Source organism: Actinomadura sp. KC345 (assembly GCF_004348515.1).
Taxonomy (GTDB): domain Bacteria; phylum Actinomycetota; class Actinomycetes; order Streptosporangiales; family Streptosporangiaceae; genus Spirillospora.
The window spans coordinates 44,075-64,004 of sequence record NZ_SMKH01000007.1; the positions used below are offsets into that span (position 1 = coordinate 44,075).

20 protein-coding genes and 1 pseudogene are annotated in these 19,930 nt (G+C 72.4%); 14 read left to right on the plus strand and 7 right to left on the minus strand.

Annotated elements, in window-relative coordinates; all coding sequences use genetic code 11:
* The first annotated feature begins 39 nt into the window (after positions 1-39).
* Together E1281_RS02335 and E1281_RS02340 are read left to right on the plus strand one after the other, a co-directional pair.
* Positions 40-417 carry a YciI family protein gene (locus E1281_RS02335; RefSeq protein ID WP_131875431.1) on the plus strand — a complete coding sequence of 126 codons (378 nt, stop codon included), beginning with the start codon at positions 40-42 and terminating at the stop codon, positions 415-417.
* Complete coding sequence (locus E1281_RS02340; protein ID WP_131875432.1) at positions 414-1,637, plus strand: DUF6596 domain-containing protein; 1,224 nt, start codon at positions 414-416, stop codon at positions 1,635-1,637. The genes E1281_RS02335 and E1281_RS02340 overlap by 4 nt, the downstream gene beginning before the upstream one ends.
* Positions 1,638-1,644: 7 nt before the next feature.
* Here the strand turns inward: E1281_RS02340 and E1281_RS02345 are convergent, their stop codons facing one another.
* Entirely contained in the window at positions 1,645-1,959 is a 315-nt protein-coding gene (locus E1281_RS02345) for a transcriptional regulator (RefSeq protein ID WP_131875433.1), read from the minus strand.
* Positions 1,959-2,414, minus strand: a complete 456-nt coding sequence (locus tag E1281_RS02350; RefSeq protein ID WP_131875434.1) for a hypothetical protein — start codon at positions 2,412-2,414, stop codon at positions 1,959-1,961. The genes E1281_RS02345 and E1281_RS02350 overlap by 1 nt, the downstream gene beginning before the upstream one ends.
* Positions 2,415-2,572: 158 nt before the next feature.
* Here E1281_RS02350 and E1281_RS02355 point away from each other — a divergent pair, with 158 nt between their 5' ends.
* Positions 2,573-4,372, plus strand: coding sequence for an asparagine synthase-related protein (locus tag E1281_RS02355; RefSeq protein ID WP_131875435.1), 1,800 nt, complete (start codon positions 2,573-2,575; stop codon positions 4,370-4,372).
* A 29-nt stretch (positions 4,373-4,401) separates the two neighbouring features.
* On the opposite strand, the gene E1281_RS39920 is transcribed toward E1281_RS02355, so the two are convergent.
* Positions 4,402-4,617, minus strand: coding sequence for an EF-hand domain-containing protein (locus E1281_RS39920; protein WP_165958758.1), 216 nt, complete (start codon positions 4,615-4,617; stop codon positions 4,402-4,404).
* Positions 4,618-4,801: 184 nt separating this feature from the next.
* On the opposite strand from E1281_RS39920, the gene E1281_RS41065 reads away from it, so the two are divergent.
* The 6 genes from E1281_RS41065 to E1281_RS02385 all read left to right on the plus strand — a co-directional run bounded on the left by E1281_RS41065 (position 4,802) and on the right by E1281_RS02385 (position 10,821).
* Positions 4,802-5,092, plus strand: coding sequence for a hypothetical protein (locus E1281_RS41065; protein WP_207943057.1), 291 nt, complete (start codon positions 4,802-4,804; stop codon positions 5,090-5,092).
* On the plus strand, positions 5,089-5,400 hold the full coding sequence (locus tag E1281_RS02365) for a hypothetical protein (RefSeq protein WP_207943058.1): 312 nt from the start codon (positions 5,089-5,091) through the stop codon (positions 5,398-5,400). Before E1281_RS41065 ends, E1281_RS02365 begins: the two co-directional genes overlap by 4 nt.
* Before the next feature lie 221 nt (positions 5,401-5,621).
* A complete protein-coding gene (locus E1281_RS02370) occupies positions 5,622-7,304 on the plus strand; it encodes an AMP-binding protein (protein ID WP_131875437.1) in 1,683 nt (560 codons plus the stop codon).
* Complete coding sequence (locus E1281_RS02375; RefSeq protein WP_131875438.1) at positions 7,301-8,938, plus strand: AMP-binding protein; 1,638 nt, start codon at positions 7,301-7,303, stop codon at positions 8,936-8,938. Before E1281_RS02370 ends, E1281_RS02375 begins: the two co-directional genes overlap by 4 nt.
* Positions 8,939-9,052: 114 nt before the next feature.
* Positions 9,053-9,877, plus strand: coding sequence for a helix-turn-helix transcriptional regulator (locus E1281_RS02380; protein ID WP_131875439.1), 825 nt, complete (start codon positions 9,053-9,055; stop codon positions 9,875-9,877).
* 314 nt (positions 9,878-10,191) lie between these two features.
* Positions 10,192-10,821 carry a TetR/AcrR family transcriptional regulator gene (locus tag E1281_RS02385; protein WP_131875440.1) on the plus strand — a complete coding sequence of 210 codons (630 nt, stop codon included), beginning with the start codon at positions 10,192-10,194 and terminating at the stop codon, positions 10,819-10,821.
* Between the two features lies 1 nt (position 10,822).
* Here E1281_RS02385 and E1281_RS02390 read toward each other — a convergent pair whose 3' ends face one another.
* Positions 10,823-12,079, minus strand: coding sequence for an amino acid deaminase (locus tag E1281_RS02390; protein WP_243716498.1), 1,257 nt, complete (start codon positions 12,077-12,079; stop codon positions 10,823-10,825).
* Positions 12,080-12,844 carry an ABC transporter permease gene (locus E1281_RS02395; protein ID WP_131875441.1) on the minus strand — a complete coding sequence of 255 codons (765 nt, stop codon included), beginning with the start codon at positions 12,842-12,844 and terminating at the stop codon, positions 12,080-12,082. It abuts the gene before it with no gap.
* 133 nt (positions 12,845-12,977) lie between these two features.
* Here E1281_RS02395 and E1281_RS02400 point away from each other — a divergent pair, with 133 nt between their 5' ends.
* From E1281_RS02400 to E1281_RS02415, 4 genes are all read left to right on the plus strand, one after another.
* Complete coding sequence (locus E1281_RS02400) at positions 12,978-13,757, plus strand: polysaccharide deacetylase family protein (RefSeq protein WP_131875455.1); 780 nt, start codon at positions 12,978-12,980, stop codon at positions 13,755-13,757.
* A gap of 68 nt (positions 13,758-13,825) precedes the next feature.
* Positions 13,826-15,187, plus strand: coding sequence for a histidine kinase (locus E1281_RS02405; protein ID WP_131875442.1), 1,362 nt, complete (start codon positions 13,826-13,828; stop codon positions 15,185-15,187).
* On the plus strand, positions 15,151-15,795 hold the full coding sequence (locus E1281_RS02410; protein WP_131875443.1) for a response regulator transcription factor: 645 nt from the start codon (positions 15,151-15,153) through the stop codon (positions 15,793-15,795). The genes E1281_RS02405 and E1281_RS02410 overlap by 37 nt, the downstream gene beginning before the upstream one ends.
* Positions 15,796-15,892: 97 nt before the next feature.
* The gene (locus E1281_RS02415; RefSeq protein ID WP_131875444.1) at positions 15,893-16,786 is read left to right on the plus strand and encodes a hypothetical protein; all 894 of its coding nucleotides are present in this window, start codon (positions 15,893-15,895) and stop codon (positions 16,784-16,786) included.
* 13 nt (positions 16,787-16,799) lie between these two features.
* On the opposite strand, the gene E1281_RS02420 is transcribed toward E1281_RS02415, so the two are convergent.
* A complete protein-coding gene (locus E1281_RS02420) occupies positions 16,800-17,579 on the minus strand; it encodes an enoyl-CoA hydratase-related protein (RefSeq protein ID WP_131875445.1) in 780 nt (259 codons plus the stop codon).
* Between the two features lie 720 nt (positions 17,580-18,299).
* On the opposite strand from E1281_RS02420, the pseudogene rho reads away from it, so the two are divergent.
* Positions 18,300-19,397, plus strand: a pseudogene (gene rho, locus E1281_RS02425) (transcription termination factor Rho); the annotation flags it as partial.
* Between the two features lie 24 nt (positions 19,398-19,421).
* Here the strand turns inward: rho and E1281_RS02430 are convergent.
* On the minus strand, positions 19,422-19,930 hold a 509-nt coding region (locus E1281_RS02430; RefSeq protein ID WP_207943059.1), incomplete at its 5' end, for a hypothetical protein.

A 19,930-nucleotide genomic window follows, 5' to 3' on the forward strand; every position in this document is an offset into this window, starting at 1 on the left:
ACTACAAGACATCACCACGTGAAGGGGAAGGCTACGGACATGCGCTACATGCTGCTGTTCCACTACACCGAAGAGACCGACGAGTCGCTCGGGGCCGAGACGATGGCCGCCGGCAGGAACGCGTTCGACGCCTACGCCGCGACGCTGGAGCAGGCCGGGATCCTGGTGAGCGGCCAGGTCCTCCAGCCGTCGGCCGCCTCGACCACGCTCACGCTCGCCGGCGGGGAGCCGCGGATCCAGGACGGCCCGTTCGCCGACACCAAGGAGCAGCTCGGCGGTGTGATGATCATCGACGTCCCGGACCTCGACGCCGCACTGGAGTGGGCGCGGCAGGCGCCGCCGGCCTCGTGGGGCACGGTCGAGGTCCGGCCCGGCGCCGTGCACACCGAGGCCGGGGCGTGGGTTCCGTCGTCGTGACCGGTGAGACCGCCGCCGGCGTCGCCGAGCGCACCGCGCGGGCGTCGTACGGCCGGCTGGTCGCGCTCCTCGCCGCGCCGACGGGCGACCTCCAGCTCGCCGAGGACACCCTGGCGCAGGCGTTCGAGCAGGCGCTGGCCACGTGGCCGCGCGACGGCGTCCCGGCCAACCCGGAGGGCTGGCTGCTCACGGTCGCACGGAACCGGCAGCGGGACGTCTGGAAGTCCGCCGGGCACCGCCGCCACGCTCCCCTGGAGGCCGCCGCCGGCGTCGAACCCGTGCTGGGCGGACCCGCGCTGGACGAGGCCGACCCGGACGAGATCCCCGACCGGCGGCTGGCCCTGCTCTTCGTGTGCGCGCACCCGGCGATCGCCGCGAACGTCCGCACGCCGCTGATGCTGCAGGTCGTCCTCGGCTTCGAGTCCGCCCAGATCGCGCGGGCGTTCGCCGTGCCCGACGGGGCGATGTCGCAACGGCTGGTGCGGGCCAAGCGGCGCATCCGGGACGCCCGGATCCCGTTCGCCGTCCCGGGGCGGCAGGCGATGCCGGAACGGCTGCCGCCGGTGCTCGAAGCGGTGTACGGCTGCTACACGCTGGCGTGGCCGGACCGCGGCGACAGCGGTTCGCTCGCCGGTGAGGCGCGGTACCTGGCCGTCACCCTGGCCACGCTGCTCCGCGACCAGGCGGAGCCGTGGGGCCTGGCCGCCCTGCTCACCCTGGCGTCGGCGCGGGCGAGGGCGCCCGGTCTGCCGTTCCTGCCGCTGGACGAGCAGGATCCGTCCGGCTGGGACCGCCGCCTCATCGAGGAGGGCGAGTCCTACCTCCACAAGGCCGAACGGCCAGGCCAGGCGCCCGGACGGTTCCAGCTGGAGGCGGCGATCCAGGCCGTCCACTGCGACCGTGCCCGCACCGGCGAAACGGACTGGACGTCGCTCCGCACCCTCTACGCCGCGTTGGTCGCCGTCGCCCCGAGCCTCGGGAGCCACGTGGCGAACGCGGCCGTCGTCGGGCGGACCGGGTCACCGGAACGCGGGCTCGGACTGCTCGACGCGCTACCGCCGGAACGGGAACGGTTCCAGCCGTACCACGCGACCCGCGGCGACCTGCTGGCACGGCTGGGCCGGCCGGACGACGCGGCGGCCGCCTACACCGAAGCGGCGGCGCTCACCGACGACCCGGCGGCGCGAAGGTTCCTCGAACGGCGCGCCGGAAGGGCGTAGCCGGGCCTCATACACCGGCGGGCGGCTGCGGGGTCCGCGCCGCCGCGACGATCTGCTCCAGGGCGGCGGCGTGGCGCTGGAACGCTTCGCGCCCCTGGAGCGTGAGCTGCACGTGCGTCCGCCGGACGGCCCCGTCCCGCCTCTTGCGGACGGTGACGTAGCCGGCGTTCGCGAGCGCCGTGATCTGCTTCGACAGGGCCGAGTCGCTGGTCCCGATGCTGTCGCGGATGAAGCCGAACTCCGCCCAGCCCGCGGGGGCCAGCAGCGCGACGATCGACAACCGCGCCGGCACGTGCAGGAACTCGTCGAATCGCGCGTCCATCAGCCGCTGCGGACGATCGAACCGAACAGGCGGCGGACGGGCACCGCTACGGCAAGGGCCGTGAGCGCGAGCGCGGCGCCCGTGATCGTGTGCTGGACGGGCAGGTCGAACGCGAACGCACCCAGCGCGCTGGCGATGCTGTAGGCGATGAACGCGCCGATGAGGATCACGCCCATCGCCACTTGGAACATCACCTCCGGGACGGTGGGCTTCCTCTGGACGGGAGCGCGACGCCGCTGCACGAGCGCCGACGCCACCAGGATCCCCTCACCCACGAGGAAGACCACGATCTGCCAGGGCTGCGGGAAGTCGAGCGACGCCACGGCGACGAACAGGCCGAGCGCCGAGAGCAACATGTACGAGCGGGCGAAACTGTGCCGGACGTACTCGTCCCGCGTCCGCTCCTGAAGCCGGTGGATGTCATCGAGCGAACTACGTGCTTCCTCGGGGTTCACGCACACCTCCTACTTTCCTATGGAGAAAGTAGCATGCACTTTCCTCACAGGAAAGTAGCGGGGCCGGGCGGCCGGGGAGCGCGCCCTATGGTCGTTCGGTGTTCATGGGGCGTTCGCCGGGCGGTGGTTGGGTGGCGTGCATGCGTGCTTGTTTAGTCGTGTCCGCGCGGGAGCGCGGTGAGCGGATCGCGGACGGGGTGCTCGCGGCTGCTCGGCGGGCCATCGAGGAGGCCGTGCCCGCGCCCGCCGACCGGTGGCGTACCGCGGAGTGGGTCTCGCCGGACGGCGCCACCGCGATGCTGGTGTGGTCCAACGAACCGGTCGAGGAGCCGTTCCCCGAACCGATCCTCACGTCCGGCGGCCGCGCCCTGGCCTACTGCGGCTACCTGGGCGGCAAGGGGGACGCCGACCTGCTGCTGGGCGCCGCCGCGCTCGGGGACGGCCTGGACGACATCGGCGGCTGCTTCTCGGTGTTCCGGGCCGGGGAGGACGGGTTCGAGGCCGCCACGTCCGTCACGCGGGCGTGCCCCGTCTACCACGCCGAGGCGGGCGGGCTGCGGTTCGCGGCGTCCCGTGCCCTGCTGGCGCACCTCGCGGCGCGGGCGGCGGCGACCGGGCTGGCCCGCCCGGCGCCCGCCTACGACCTGATGGCGCTCCAGTCGATCGTGCGGCACGGGTTCTTCGTCTCGGACGAGACGCCGTTCGAGGGCGTGCGGGCGGTCCCGAACGCGGCCGCGTACGTCGCGCGGCACGGCCGGGCCGCCGAGGTCGTCGTGCGGCCGCTGCCCGAGCAGGGACCCGAGCCGGGCGGCCGCAAGGAGGCACGCGCACGGGTGGAGCCGCTGGCCGAGGCGCTGCTGGCGGCCGTCGAGCCGTTCCGGCGGCACGACCGGCCGATGCGGCTGGCGCTGTCCGGCGGACGCGACAGCCGGCTGATCGCCGCCGCCTGCCACGCCGCCGGGGTCCCGTTCTTCGGCGCCACCCACGGCCTGGCCGGCAGCCCCGACGTGGTCCTGGCGCAGCGGGTGGCCGAGGTGCTGGGCGTGGAGTGCCGGGTCACGGTCGACAGGCAGGAGGCCGGCGCGGTCGTCGTCCGCCACCCGGTGCGGCGCGCCCACGCGCTGGTCCGCATGTGCGAGGGCATGAACTCGGCGTACGAGGGCGTGAACCGGTGGGCGGCCTACGATCCGGAGCCGCGCAGTTCCGGCTCCGGCGGGGAGCGGCTGCGCGGCGGCTTCCTGGCCGATCAGGGCGACCTGACGCGGGACGGCGTCCACCGGCGGCTCAAGACCATCTTCCTGGCCCAGCGCGAGTTCCTCAGCGCGGAGGCCAACGCCTACGCCGAGAGCTACTACGACGAGTGGGCCGCCCGCTACGAGCGCGACGGCGTCGACGTGCTCGACAAGCTGCACATGTTCTACAAGACCGGCCGCTGGCTGGCGGGCTCGCACACCGCGACCCTCATGAACTGGGCTTACTACCACCCGTTCCTCGACAACCGGGTGGCGCGCGCCGCTCTGGCGCTGCCCGTGGAGTGGCGGCTGAGCGAGGAGCCGGTCGCGCTGGTGCTGAACATGTTCGCACCGCGGCTGCGCGACGTGCCGTTCGACGGCAAGCGGTGGCGGTTCGAGCGGGAGCGGGCCCGCTCGCTCCGCGAGTGGCCGGGCTGGCGGCGCCGCGCCACGCCGCCGAGCACGGGCGCCGCCGGGTTCAACTGGCGCAAGTCGTACGGGTCGGAGCTGGCCGGGGTGTTCCGCGAGCACATCCTGGACGCGCCGGCCGAGCTGTTCTCCATCGTCGACCGCGGCGCGGTCGAGCGGCGGCTCGCCGAGGTGCCGCCGCGCCGCCCCGGGCAGAGCTGGCACCTGCTCTCGCTGAGCGTCCTGCTGTCGGGCGCCTGGCGCGAGCCCGAGCCGGTCGACCTGCCGGACGTCGCGGTGCCCATCCCCGCCTCGTGATCCCCCGGCCGGGGCCGGTCCGGCCGGGGTCAGCGGTCCCAGGCGACGAGGAACTCCGCCTGGGAGATGCGGCCGTCGGCGTCGCCGTCGCGCCCGTCCGCCACCCGGAAGATCGAGTCGAGTTCCGCCGGGGTGACCTCCTCGCCGCGCGCCTTCATGGCGGCGGTGAACTCCTCACGGGTGATGTAGCCGTCGCCGTCGGCGTCGAACTCCTTGAACGTGGCGGTCGGGTCCAGGTCGGCCATGGCAAAACCTTTCGATCCACACATTCCAGACAAACAACATCGAAGCATGACCGTGTGTCCCGGCGTGCCGGATTGCTCGATACCGCGCACCACGGCCGGCGGCCGGACGGTGGTGCTTCCCCTACCCCGCGGGTGGTGCTGGACCGTTGGTGAGGGGCCGCGGGCCGCTCGTAGCGTCGCCGTCATGAGCGAATCCACCGGCAGCACGGGAACCGGCACCACGAGACGGACGGCTCTGCGGGGCCTGGGGCTGGCGGCGGGCGGCGCCGCGCCGGCGACCGGGCTCGGGACCGCGGAGGCGGCGGCGGACACCCGGCGCAGGACCACCACCTACGTGCTGGTGCACGGCACTCACAGCGCCGGCGCATTCTGGACGCCGATCACGCGGGAACTGGCCCTGCGCGGCCACCGCGTCGTCCCGGTGGACCAGCCGTGGCACGGCGCGGAGGCGTTCGTGCCCGCGTCGTACCAGTGATCTGCGCGGACTACCCCGACGCGGCCTTCCGCCGCGTGCTCGCCGACCTGCAGAGCGACGAGTCCGTCGCCGTCTACGCGGGCCGGGCCGCGGGCCGGGCGAGCAGGTGGGGGCGCATCCCCCGCACCTACCTGTGGTTCGGCAGGGACCTGACGATCGCCGCCCCGCTCCAGGACAGGATGGTCGAAGAGGCCGACGCGCTCACCCCCCGCAACCGCTTCCGCGTGCACGACTTTCCCAAGGCGTCGCACATCGGCCCCCTGGATCCCGCGCCTGTCGCGGAGATCCTGGACGGCCTCGCGGCGTGATCCGTCGCCCCGAGACGCGGGAGGACGGCTCACATCCCGGCGGGAGCTGGTCAGCCGCACATGGCACCGCTGCTCCGGTCGGCGTTCGTCGCTAACGGGGAGGACGACGGACGGGCTTCGCCGGGTTCCCGGACGGGTACCCCCGTTCGGGGGTGGCGTGCGTCACGCGGCGTGGCGACGATCCTCCGTACCGGTTGTCCGTGCGGCTTCGAGGAGAGACCATGCCCGCTGTCGAGTTCCGTGCGGCGCGCGACTTCCTGCTCGCGCATCGCGATGACTACGCGACCGCGTACGAGAAGTTCCGCTGGCCGGTGCTGACCGGCTTCAACTGGGCGCTGGACTGGTTCGACAGGATCGCCGAGAGCAACGACTCCCCCGCGCTGTGGATCGTGGAGGAGGACGGCTCGGAGGCGAAGTACTCGTTCTCGCAGATGTCGCGGCGGTCGAACCAGGTGGCGAACCTGCTGCGGCGGTCGGGGGTGCGGCGCGGCGACCGGATCATCCTGATGCTCGGCAACCAGGTCGAACTCTGGGAGACGGTCCTGGCCGCGATGAAGATCGGCGCGGTCCTGATCCCGTGCACGCCGCTGCTCGGCACGGCCGACCTCCAGGACCGGCTGACGCGCGGCGACGCCCGGCACGTGGTGGCCGGCTCCGACCACACCGGCAAGTTCGACGGCGTGGAGGGCGAGTACACGAAGATCGCCGTGGGCGACCCGGTGGACGGATGGGTGCGCTACCAGGAGGCGTACGAGGAGGCGGACCAGTTCACGCCGTACGGCCTCACCATGTCGCAGGACACGCTGCTGCTGTACTTCACGTCCGGGACGACGGCGAAGCCGAAGCTCGTCGAGCACACGCACGCCACGTACCCGGCCGGTCACCTGTCCACGATGTACTGGATCGGGCTGCGGCCCGGGGACGTCCACCTGAACATCTCGTCGCCGGGATGGGCGAAGCACGCGTGGAGCAACATCTTCGCGCCGTGGGACGCCGAGGCGTGCGTGTTCATCTTCAACTACACGCGGTTCGACGCCGACCGGCTGCTCGACACGATCGAACGCTGCGGCATCACGAGCTTCTGCGCGCCGCCCACGGTGTGGCGGATGCTGATCCAGTCCGACCTGGGACGGCTCGCGACGCCGCCCCGGGAGGTCGTCGCGGCCGGTGAGCCGCTGAACCCGGAGGTGATCGAGCGGGTTCGGGACGCGTGGAACCTGACGATCCGGGACGGGTTCGGGCAGACCGAGACGACCGTCCAGATCGCCAACACGCCGGGCCAGCCGGTCAAGCCGGGGTCGATGGGACGCGCCGTGCCCGGCTACAAGGTGGCGCTGATCGACCCGCTCACCGGGCGGCCCGGCGACGAGGGCGAGATCTGCCTCGAACTGGAGGACCGCCCGCTCGGCCTGATGGTCGGCTACCACGGCGACGAGGCGCGCACCGAGGAGGCGATGGCGGGCGGCTACTACCACACCGGCGACATCGGCTCCCGGGACGAGGACGGATACATCACCTACGTCGGGCGGGCCGATGACGTCTTCAAGGCGTCCGACTACAAGATCTCGCCGTTCGAGCTGGAGAGCGTGCTGATCGAGCACGAGGCCGTCGCGGAGGCCGCGGTCGTGCCCTCGCCCGACCCGGTCCGGGCGGCCGTGCCGAAGGCGTACGTGACGCTCGCCGCCGGCTGGGAGCCGGACGCGCAGACGGCCAGGGCGATCTTCGAGCACAGCCGGGCGCAGCTGTCCCCGTACAAGCGGGTCCGGCTGCTGGAGTTCGGCGAGCTGCCCAAGACGATCTCCGGCAAGATCCGCCGGGTCGAGCTGCGGACCAGCGAGTTCGACAAGCACCCGGGCGCGGACGACCGGCCCCCGGGCGAGTTCCGCGAGGAGGACCTGCGATGACGCTCTCCTACGCGTCCGGTGTCTCCGCCACCCCGCTGCTCGGCGACACGATCGGCGCGAACCTCGACAGAACGGTCGCCGCCTTCCCCGAACGCGACGCGCTCGTCGAGACCGCCTCCGGCCGCCGCTGGACCTACGAGCGCTTCTCCGACGACGTCGACGCCGTCGCGCTCGGCCTGCGCGGACTCGGCGTCGTCAAGGGCGACCGGGTCGGGATCTGGGCGCCCAACTGCGCCGAGTGGATGCTCGTCCAGTACGCCACCGCCAAGCTCGGCGCGATCCTCGTCAACATCAACCCCGCGTACCGCGTCCACGAGCTGGAGTTCGTCCTCAACCAGGCGGGCGTCAGGACGCTGGTCTCGGCGAAGGCGTTCAGGACGTCCGACTACGCGGCCATGATCGAGGAGGTCCGGCCGGCGTGCGACGCGCTCCGGGACGTCGTGCTGATCGGCGGCCCGGAGTGGGACGCGCTCGTGGAGTCGGGCCGCGCGGGCGACCCGTCCGCGCTCATCGAGATCGGCCGGACGCTCAGCACCGACGACCCGATCAACATCCAGTACACGTCCGGGACGACGGGCTTCCCCAAGGGCGCGACGCTGTCGCACCACAACATCCTCAACAACGGCTACTTCGTCGGTGAACTCTGCGGCTACGACGAAGAGGACCGCGTGTGCGTGCCGGTGCCCTTCTACCACTGCTTCGGCATGGTGATGGGCAACCTGGCGGCGACCAGCCACGGCGCGTGCGTCGTGATCCCGGCGCCGGCGTTCGACCCGAAGGCGACACTGGAGGCGGTCGCGGCCGAGCGCTGCACGTCGCTGTACGGGGTGCCGACGATGTTCATCGCCGTCCTCGGCGACCCGGCGCTCGACGGCCTGGACCTGTCCGCCCTCCGCACCGGCATCATGGCCGGGTCGCCGTGCCCGGTCGAGGTGATGAAGCAGGTCATCGAGCGGCTCGGCATGAGCGAGGTCGCGATCTGCTACGGCATGACGGAGACGTCACCGGTGTCGACGCAGACCCGCGCGGGCGACTCCCTCGACCGCCGCGTCTCCACGGTCGGGACCGTCCTCCCGCACCTGGAGGTCAAGGTCATCGACCCGGCGACCGGCGTCACCGTCCCGCGCGGCGAGCCCGGCGAGTTCTGCACGCGCGGCTACTCGGTGATGCTCGGCTACTGGGAGGAGCCGGACAGGACGGCCGAGGCCGTGGACGCGGCCCGCTGGATGCACACCGGCGACCTCGCGGTGATGGACGACGACGGCTACGTCACCATCACCGGCCGGATCAAGGACATGGTCATCCGGGGCGGCGAGAACATCTACCCGCGCGAGATCGAGGAGTTCCTCTACGGCCATCCGGACATCGTCGACGCGCAGGTCATCGGCGTCCCGGACGAGAAGTACGGCGAGGAGCTGATGGCGTGGGTACGGCTGCGCGAGGGCGCGCCGGACCTGACCGCCGGCGATCTGCGCTCGTTCTGCGAGGGCAGGCTCGCCCACTTCAAGATCCCCCGCTACGTGCACGTCGTGGACGAGTTCCCGATGACGGTCACCGGCAAGGTCCGCAAGGTGCAGATGCGCACCGAGGCCGTGGACATCCTGGGCCTGGACGAGTCCGCCACCGACGCCTGAACACGTTCACTTGCGGCGTGTTGTTGTTCTGAAGGCCCGCATAACAACAACACGCCGCAAGTCGACGGGCGGGCGGGCTTTCGTGACCGGGCTCGGGCGGGGCATGCTCTGAGCATGGGCGATGACGCGGGTGCCGTCCGGTCGGCCGTGCTGACGCTGCAGCGCACGACGGGGTTGCCGATGGTCTTCGGCGGCGCCGTGTCCGGCCGCCAGGACCGCCTGCGCATCACCGAACTGGTCGGCAACACCACCGACTCGCTGGACGGCCTCGTCGTCCGCCACGGCAACGGGCTCGGCGGCAAGGCGATGGCCATGGCGCGCCCCCTGTGGGTGAGCAACTATCCGTGCTCGGCTTCGATCAGCCACGACTACGACAAGCCCGTCGGCCGCGAGGGGCTGCTGTCGATCGTCGCGGTCCCGATCGTCGTGCGGCGGCGGGTGCGCGGTGTCCTGTACGGGGCGCTGCGGGAGCCGCTGTCGCTCGCGGACCGCGTCGTGGGCGCCGCCGTCGAGACCGCCCGCGACCTCGAGCAGGATCTCGCCGTCCAGGACAGGGCGGACGAGGCGCTCGCCCGCACGCGTCCCAGCACGTCCACGGCCCGCTGGGAAGAGGTCAGGGCCGTGCACGCCGAGCTGCGGGCTCTGGCGGAGGAGGTCCGCGACCTGCCGACCCGTGACCGGCTCCGCGAGGCGTCGCTGCGCCTGGCCGCCGCCGGGCTGGACGAGCCCGACGCGTCCCCGCGCCCCGTACTCTCGCCGCGCGAGCTGGACGTCCTGTCATACGTCGCGATCGGCTGCACCAACGCGGAGGCCGCCGAACGCCTCGGCCTGCTGCCCGAGACCGTGAAGAGCTACCTGCGCTCGGCGATGCGCAAACTCGACAGCCACACCCGCCTGGAAGCGGTCACCACCGCCCGCCGCGCGGGCCTGCTGCCGTGAGGGCAGGCCGATAGGGCCGGGCAGGGCACCACGGGGCCGCGCGGTGCTTCCGGCCGGATCGGGCCCGGCGACGGGGTCAGCTGCGCGTGGCGTACTTCGTCCAGGACAGATCGGCCCCCGTGGCGCACTGGCTGGACGGAACGGTCACCACGCGCCGGCTGCGCCGGGCCGTGATCGCACGGACGCCCGCCCCGTTCCAGGACAAGGGCGACCGGTCCCCGATATGCACTGAAACCGTAACAGCTCGGCGAACAACATTGTTCGCCGTTAATCGATTTCATCATGCGGCCAGAGCCCGTTGATAGCTTGTACGGGTGGACTCCGACGGCTTCACCTCCCTGCCGCGCGGGCGCCATCACCTCACCCGCGAACAGGTCGCGGCCTCCCAGCGGGACCGCCTGCTCCAGGGCATGACGCAGGCGGTGGGGGAGAAGGGATACGCCCGCACCTCCGTCGCGGACGTGCTCAAGCGAGCGCACGTGTCCCGCGAGACGTTCTACGAGCACTTCGCCGACAAGCAGGCGTGCTTCCTGGCGGCCTACGAGGCGGCCGCCGCGCGCTTCCTGGGCGCGGTCAACGACGCGCTCGCGGCCCGCGACCAGCCCCTGATGCTGAGGCTTGAGGGCGCGCTGTGCGCCTACCTGCGGGAACTGGCGGCCGACGGGGGCGCGGCGCGCACGTTCCTGCTGGAGATCTACGCGGCGGGACCCGCCGCGACGTCGCTGCGGTACACGGCGCAGCGCGGGTTCGAAGAGATCATCGACGGGCTGCTGTCCGAGGACGAGCGGTTCCGCGCGCTGCCCGATCCCCAGTTCGCGTGCCGGATGCTCCTCGGCGGGGTGGCGTCGCTGGTGACCGGGAAGGTCGCGATGGGGCAGCACGCCGCGCTCCCCAAGCTGTGCGCGCCGATCCTCGCGCACTTCAGGTCGCTGCTCGACCACTGATTCAGAACCACGTCCGGATGTAGTCGACGACCGTGGGGTGCCCGGCGCCGGCGTCGTCGACGACCGGGATCATCGTCCACTTGTCGAGCGCCGTGCAGGGGTGGGAGAGGCCGAGCCTGACCACGTCGCCGATCTCGGGGGTGCCGTCCACCAGGTAGGCGTGCTGGTCGTTGAGGGCGGTGATCCGCGCCCCGTCCACCGGTCCGGGCCCCTTGCCCCGGACGACCTGCGGTTCGGGCAGGCCCTGGTCGAACGGCAGGTCGCGCCTGCCCGCGTCCAGGATCGCCAGGCCGGCCTCCGGGCGGGACACCACACGCGCCCAGGCGTGCATGGCGGAGCGCAGCCGCGAGCCGGCGCCGCCCGCGCCTCGCGCGAACGGGGAGATGCCGCGGTAGAAGCCGTCGTCGTGGACGATGTACGCGCCCGACCGCAGCAGGACCCGGCCGCCGAGGCCGCCGAGGACCTCCGCCACCTGGTCGAAGAACGCGCTGCCGCCCGCCGACACGACCGGCTCGCCGACCTCGAACTCGAGACCCTCGTACAGGTTCCCGAGCCTGCGCAGGTAGGCGTCCACCGCGCCGCGCCCCTCCTCGGACGCGTCGTGGGCGAGAGCGCCCTCGTACCCGGCGATCCCGGCGAGGCGGAGCGTCGGGGCCCTCCGGACGGCGTCGGCGATCGTCCGGGCGTCGCCGTCGTCGCGGACGCCGGTGCGCCCGCCGGGGCCGCCGAGTTCGACGCAGACGTCGACCTGGCGCTGGGCGCGGGCCAGGCGCAGGGCGTCGTCCATGAGCTCGACGGTGCGCACCGAGTCGACCCAGCTCAGGAACTCGAACTCGGGGTTCCACTCCAGCTCGGCCGCCAGCCAGGCGAGGCCGGCGGGGTCGATGAGGGTGTTGGCGAGCAGGACGTGGCGGACGCCGAACGCGCGGGCGACGCGGAGCTGCGGCAGGTTCGCGATCGTGATGCCCCACGCGCCGGCGTCCAGCTGCCTCCGCCACAGGGCCGGGGCCATCGTCGTCTTGCCGTGCGGCGCGAGCTCCAGTCCGGCCGCGTCCGCCCACTCGGCCATCGCCCGGACGTTGTGGTCGAGGGCGCCCGCGTCGAGGGTGAGCAGCGGCGTCCCGAAGTCGTCCAGGGGCAGCCGCGCCCGGCGCGCCTCGGCGACCGTCATCCCGTGCGCGGACGCCGGGACCGCCTTGAACCGCCAGTCGAGCCGCTCGTCGCCGAGCGCGTCCACGGCCTTGCCGTCGATACCCACTTACGACCTCCCCTTCGAAGTTGCGCCGTGCAGGCGGCCGGTCGCCACCAGTTCCAGTGTGATGAGGACCGCGATGGACTCGATGGCCAGGAGGCCGATGAGGACCAGAAGCTGGATCGCGCCCGCCTCCACCGGGTCGGCGCCGCCGAGCAGCACGCCGACGAACGCGCCGGGAAGCGTGACCAGCCCGACCGTGCGGGTCTGGTCCAGGGCGGGGACCAGCGCGAGCGCGGCGGCCGGGCGGCACACCTCCAGTGCCGCGTCCCTGCGGACGAGGCCGAGCGCGAGCCCGCCCTCGTACTCGCCGCGCCGCGTGGTCAGCTCGTCCAGCGCGCGTCGCCCGGTGAGCCCGGTCGCGGTCATCGCGCCGCCGATGAAGATCCCCGCGATCGGCAGCACCGCCACCGGGCGCGGCGGCACCAGCGTCGTGGCGAGCAGCAGTGCCAGGACGGGCGCGACCCCGGCGGCGATCGGCAGCACGGTCCACCAGCCGGGCCCGGCGGTGCGGCCGGTGACGCGCCGTCCCGCGGTCGCGGCGGCGACCACGACCATGCCCACGACGAAGGCGGCCGTCCAGCCCGCGCTGCGCAGCACCGCGACGATGAGCAGCGAGACGGCCGTGAGCTGGACGGCGGCCCGCACCGAGACGACGATCACGTCCCGGCCGAGCCCGAGACCGCCGAGCCGGACCAGCAGCGCCGCGGACGCCGCGAGCGCGAGGAGCACGAGCCCCAGGACCGGCCCGACCTCGGGTGCGGCGCTCATACCCTCACCCGTCCGCCAAGTGAGCCGATTGTGATCTCATAGACCACCTCTTACCCCTAAAAACCCCGATAGCGTTGAGGTTGTGGAGGTTGGTGTCGCCGGTGGGACGTCCCGCCGCAGAGCGCTATTGATCATGGGGGCGGTGACCGGTCTCACCGCACTCGGCGCCGACGGTACCCGCCCGCCGGACGGGGCATCGGCATCGGAGCGGACGGTTCCGCGGGGCGTACCGCCCGCCAAGCCGGCGCCGACGCCGACCCCCACGCCCACACCGCGTCCCGCGGCCTGGACGCCGGCGAAGCTGACCGCGCTGGAGACGCCCGTCCGGGAGCTTTCGCAGCTCTCGCCCGCGGCGCCGCCGAAGTCGATCGCGCTGACCCTCGACGACGGGCCCCATCCGGAGTGGACGCCGCGGATCCTCGACCTGCTGGCCGAGGAGGAGGTCCGCGCGACGTTCTTCATCATCGGCGAGCAGGTGAAGGAGTATCCGCGGCTCACCCGGCGCATCGCCGACTCCGGGCACCAGATCTGCAACCACACCGAGACGCACCCGATGTCCTTCGACGGTCTACCGAAGAAGAAGATCCGCAAGGAGATCGCCGACGCGCACGACCGGATCGCGGACGCGACCGGCGTCGTGCCGCAGTTCTTCCGGGCCCCGGGAGGGGCCTGGTCCAAGGCCGTCCTTGAGCTGACCGCCGAGAAGGGCATGCTGCCGATCGACTGGGCGGTCGACCCGCGCGACTGGGCGCGGCCGGGCGTCCGGCGCATCCGCAAGGCGCTCCTCAAGGGCAAGGACGGCCAGATCCTCCTGTGCCACGACGGCGGCGGCGACCGCTCGCAGACGCTCAAGGCCCTTGAGGACGCCATCCCGAAACTGAAGAAGCGCGGCCTCACCTTCGTCGCACTTTGAAACACCCACAGGGGTGCACTCAGGTACACCCCTGGTTCGGGTTGCGGGCACACTGTGCTCATAGGCGCATGCCAGAAGACTGGATCCAGACGGCAAGCGACCTGCGGAGGACCACGGTGAGCGGCGAACTGGTGAAAGAGACACGACTGCGGCAGCACGTCAGGACCCCATGGCGCGGGATCAAGCTGTGGGTGCTGGGCATCCCGGCGTTCTTCCTCGGGCTGTGGTTCATCACCGTGGTCTCCATGATCACGAGCGTGATCGGGGTGCTGCTGTTCCCGTCCGCGGTGACGCTGCTGCGCGACCGGCTGGACGCGTACCGGCAACTGGTCAACGAGTACACCGGCATCGCGATCCAGCGCCCTTACCTGCGGGAACGCGAGTACGAGCACGGCGCCAGCGGCATCCTCAAGCGGTTCGTCGACAAGTTCGTCGAGCCGGCGACCTGGCGTGACTACCTGTGGACCGCCGCCGACCCGATCGTCATCATGTTCACCGCGGCGCTGCCCGCCCTCCTCATCGCGTACGGGCTGTGGGGCTACCTCCTGGCCGCGTTCACCGGCGGGCTCATCGCCGACCACGGCGGCAACGAGTGGTACACCTGGATCCACGTCGACTCCGGCTACGCCGGCGACGCCGGGCTGCGCGCGGCCACCGTCGCCGTCGGCACCGCCTTCATCGCGGCCGGGTTCGCCGTCGGGCCGAAGATGCTCGCCGCGTACGGGCGCTGGTGCAGGCTGCTCCTGGGCCCCACCAAGAAGACGGAGCTGGCGCTGCGCGTCGACCGCCTCACCGAGACCCGGTCGGAGGCCGTGGACGCGTCCGCCGCCGAGCTGCGCCGCATCGAGCGCGACCTGCACGACGGCGCGCAGGCCCGGCTCGTCGCGATGGGCATGAGCCTCGGCGCGATCGAGCACCTGCTCGACAAGGACCCGGAGAAGGCGCGGCTGCTGCTGTCGGAGACCCGCAAGTCGTCGGCGCAGGCGCTGAACGAGCTGCGCGACCTCGTCCGCGGCATCCACCCGCCGGTGCTCGCCGACCGCGGCCTCGGCGACGCGGTGAAGGCCCAGGCCCTGGACCACCCGATGCGGCCCGAGGTCACGGTCGAGATGCCCGGACGGGCGGAGCCGCCGGTCGAGTCCGCCGCCTACTTCGCGATCTCGGAGATCCTCACCAACGCCGCCAAGCACTCCGGGGCGTCCAACGTCTGGATCGACCTGCGCCACGAGAACGGCATGCTGCGGATCACCGTCACCGACGACGGGCAGGGCGGCGCCACGCTGGACGGCGGCACGGGCCTGCGCGGGATCGAGCGCAGGATCGGTACATTCGACGGGATCCTCGCCCTCAGCTCACCGGTGGGCGGCCCGACGATCGTGACCATGGAGCTGCCGTGCGCGTTGTCCTCGCCGAAGACCTCGCTCTCCTGAGAGAGGGCCTGGTCAGCCTCCTGGAAACGCACGACTTCGAGATCGCGGCCGCCGTCGACAACGGACCCTCGCTCCTGAAGGCACTGCTCGACCACCGCCCGGACGTGGCGGTGGTCGACGTGCGTCTGCCGCCGTCCTTCACCGACGAGGGGCTGCAGGCGGCGCTGGCGGCGCGCCGGCAGATCTCCGGGCTGCCGGTCCTCGTGCTGTCGCAGTACGTCGAGCAGCTCTACGCGCGCGAGCTGCTCGCGGACGGCACCGGAGGCATCGGCTACCTGCTGAAGGACCGGGTGTTCGACGCGGGCCAGTTCGTCGACGCGATCCGCCGGGTCGCGGCGGGCGGCACCGCGATGGACCCGGAGGTCGTCTCCCGGCTCGTCGCCAGCCAGACCCGCGACACGCCGCTGAGCCGCCTCACCGCGCGCGAGACGGAGGTCCTGGAGCTGATGGCGCAGGGCCGCTCCAACGCCGCGATCGCGGAGCGGCTCGTCGTCACCGAGCGGGCCGTGACCAAGCACACCGCGAACATCTTCAGCAAGCTCGACCTGGCCGTCACCGGCGACGACAACCGCCGCGTCCTCGCGGTTCTCGCCTACCTCAACCGCTGACCCGTCCAGCGAAGTCTTTCCTCACGGCCATATCGGTCTATCCGGGCCCGCGCCGGGTGACATAGGTTGCTCGGCGAGATGGCCCCGGGAGGACGCGATGACCGTGATCCTGGTCCTGCTCTGCTTGGCGATCGCCGGGCGGGAACTGTATTCGGCGTTCGAGCGCAGGCGGTCGCCGGGCGCCCCCGAGATCGCCGACATCCGCACCCAGCTCCGCGCGCTGAAGGGGACACGGGACGAGCTGGAGGGCTTCCGGACGTCCCAGGCGGAGCGGCTGGACCGGCTGACACGGGAACAGGACCGCGACCGCGAGGCGCTCGGCGAGGCCGACGCGCGGATCCGATCGCTGATCTCGCAGATCAACGACCGGCTGGTGCCGGACGTCAACCAGCGGCTGGGCCGCCAGCGGGAGGCCGCCGACCTGCAGCGCGAGGCCGTGGAACGGCTGGCCGCCGAGGTCGCCGGGTTACGCGCGCACCTGGTGGGACGACTCGACCAGGCCGTCGCGGCGTCCCTGGGCGCCGGTCCCGCCGACGTGGTCGCCGGGACCCTCACCGTCCAGCCGTCCGCGGTGCGGCCCACGCTGACCGGCCCGTTCCAACGGTTCGCCGAGCTGCACGGGCTGCGCGTGGAGCTGACCGACCGGGACCGCTACTACCTTTCGGGCCGCAGCCCCCGCGGACTGGAGAGCGACTTCATCGACCTGGTGCGGGGGCTGTGCACGAACTGCGCGGAATCCATCGAGAAGGTCCGGCCTCTGCTGGCCGCTCTGCGCGACACGGACCGGGGCGGTGCGCGGATCGGGCCGTTCCTCCTCGTCCGGACGCCGGAGTCGCTGCTGTGCGGGGTGCTTCCGCTGGCCGAGCTGCTTCGTCCCGAGATCGCCGGGCTGCTGGACGATCCCGCCGTCGCGGCCCGGCGGCTGCGCCGGCTCCCCGAGGGCCGGGTCTGCGACATGACCGCGTCCGCCGCCCGCGACCCGTCCGGGTGAGTCCGGCCCCGGGTCAGCGGACCGGGGACGTCCAGGGGAAGTCGGGGGCGCGGCGTTCGAGGAACGCGGCGATGCCCTCCTCGACCTCGCCGCTGGCCGCGACCTCCTCCAGCCACCGCCGGGCGCTGTCCGCGACCGGGCCGGCGGCGGCGATGGCGATGGCGTCCACGATGTCCTTGGTCGCCCGCTGGGTGAGCAGGGAACGGGACGCGAGGGTCTCGGCGAACCCGGCGACGCGCTCGCGCAGGCCGTCCGCCGGGACGACCTCGTCCAGCAGCCCGATCCGCAGCGCGTGCTCGGCGCCGATCAGGTCCGCCGAGTAGAGCAGGTACTTCGCGGCGGACGGGCCGACGAGGCGGACGAGGCGGGTCGTCGCCGGGGCCGGGTAGACGATGCCGAGTTTGGCCGGGGTGACTCCGACCCGGGAGCCGTCCGCCGCGAACCGCAGGTCGCAGGCCACCGCGAGCTGGCAGCCGCCGCCGACGCAGTAGCCCTCGATCGCCGCGAGGGTCGGCTTCGGGAACGCGGCCAGGGCCCGCTCGGCGACCGTCGACAGGTGCGAGTCGTCGTCGCGGTGGATGTCGGCCAGTTCGGAGATGTCCGCGCCCGCGCAGAAGTCGCCGCCCGCCCCCGTCAGCACCACGACGCGCACGGCCGTGTTCGCGGCCAGATCGTCCAGGAGGGCGGGGAGGGCCCGCCACATGTCCGCCGACATGGCGTTGCGCTTGGCCGGACGGTCGATCGTGATCGTCCCGACGCCCTCGGCTACCTCGGCGTGGAGCCCGGCGACCATCGTTCCCCCTATGCTTCGACGCGGCTCATCGTACGGAGCCGGGTTCACCGGGCCGCTTCCCGGGGTACCGCAGTCGCCGATGGCCGTGATCCAGGGTCGTCGGCCTGATCGGAACCTTGCGGCCGGACGGGGAGTCATAAGGAACGTAGGCATCATCCATCGGGAACGGATCGCGCCGGGGGCCGCGCGCCCGCCACCCGATCGCCCGCCACCACGAGCCCGCCATCACAGTGCCCGCCACCACAGGGGATCACCTGCATGAACATCGTCACCGCCCTCCGGGAATGCGGAACCGTCCCGGAGTGCTGTACTCTCAAGACAACGCCTTCGGGTTTCCGCGAATCGCGGCGAGGGCGTTTCTTCCCCGCCCGGGTCATCTGAGCGCCCGGTGATTTTCCCGGTTCGGTACACGCAGGCCGGTGTTCCGGACCGCCGCACGAGGGAGTCGACGCCAGCCCCGTGAACGGAGCTGCATTTCTCATTCTTGTCTCGCGTACGCGCCGCGGACTCCGCCGCCGTACGCGGACTTCGACCCCGGGCCGCGCGGCACGCTCCGCGCCGGCCTGAGAAGGGACCCACATGTCCGCTTCCACCCTCACCACCGAACGGCCCGCCACAGAGCGCCGCGCCACCGATCAGAAGGCGCACGGCGTCCCCGCTCCCGGCAACCGCAGGAGCGGACGCCAGGGACGGCGTCCCGCCCCCGATGACGCACCGGCCGTTCCCTTCCACGGCATCCTCGCCGTCCAGGACAAGCACGCCTTCGTCCGCACCTCCGGCTACCACTCCGGGCACGACGACGTGCATGTCTCCCTGACCCAGGTCAAGGCCAACAACCTTCGTCCCGGCGACGCCGTCACCGGGACCGCCAGGCCCCCGAAGACCAACCGGGACAAGTTCTCCTCGCTCGCCCACGTCGAGACCGTGAACGGAGTGGCGCCCGCCGAGGCGGGAGGCCGTCCCGAGTTCGCCAAGCTGACCCCCCTGTTCCCCAACGAGAGGCTGCGCCTGGACACCGGCGCGCTCGCCACCCGCGTGATCGACCTGGTGGCGCCGATCGGCAAGGGGCAGCGCGGGCTCATCGTGTCGCCGCCCAAGGTCGGCAAGACGATGGTGCTGCAGGCCCTCGCCAACGCGATCGCGGAGAACAACCCCGAGGTGCACCTCATGGTCGTGCTCGTCGACGAGCGCCCGGAGGAGGTCACCGACCTGGAGCGGTCGGTGCGCGGCGAGGTCATCCACTCGACGTTCGACCGCCCGGCGCACGACCACACGTCGCTCGCCGAACTCGCCGTCGAGCGGGCCAAGCGCCTCGTCGAGCAGGGCCACGACGTGGTCATGCTCCTGGACTCCATCACCCGGCTCGGCCGGGCCTACAACCTGGCGGCGCCGTCCAGCAGCCGCATCCTGGCGGGCGGTGTCGCGACCACCGCGATCTACCCGCCGAAGAAGTTCTTCGGCGCCGCGCGCAACATCGAGAACGGCGGGTCGCTGACCATCCTCGCCACCGCGCTGGTGGAGACCGGATCCCGCATGGACGACGTCTTCTTCGAGGAGTACAAGGGCACCGGCAACATGGAGCTCAAGCTCGACCGGGGCCTCGCCGACCGCCGCGTCTTCCCCGCCGTCGACATCGAGGCGTCCGGCACGCGCCGCGACGAGCTGCTCATGTCCCCCGAGGAACTCGCGCTCTCCTGGCGGCTGCGCCGCGCCCTCCAGGGCCTGGAGAAGCAGCAGGCCGCCGAGCAGCTCCTGGAGAAGATGAAGGGCACCTCGTCCAACGCCGAGTTCCTCCTCAGGCTCCAGCAGACGACCTGACCGGCAGCCGTACCCGCCCGGGTCTCAGGCGTGGTCGGGACGGAACGAAACCAGGATCTTGTCATAGAGGCGCTGGCCCGGCGTCCACCCCTGATCGGGCGCGTAGAAGCAGAACTCGTATCCCGCCGCCCGGCTGCACAGCACGTGCCTGACGCCGTTCTCGAACGTGCGGGTCGGTTCGCCCTTCCAGGTGAACTCCCACTCCGCGGCCCCGGCGATGACCTCCGGGACGCGCTGGAGCCGCAGCCGGTGGTATCCCGGGTACCGGTGTTCCGCCACGGCCTCGCGCTCCGCCGCGCGGAGGCCCGCCAAGGGGTCCCCGGGCGCCGGCGTGAGGCGAAGCCCCCGCCCGGTGTGGACGTCCTTCCACCGCATGACGGAGCCGCTCCGCTCGGCCTGCCACCCCGCCGGCACGCGCACCGAGTAGGCGCCCGCCTCCCGGTACTCCGTCGTCTTGGCCCTCACGCCCGCCGCCGGACGCAGCGCCACCGAATCCCCCTTGCCGACCGCCGTCCACCGGGCCGCCCAGGTCC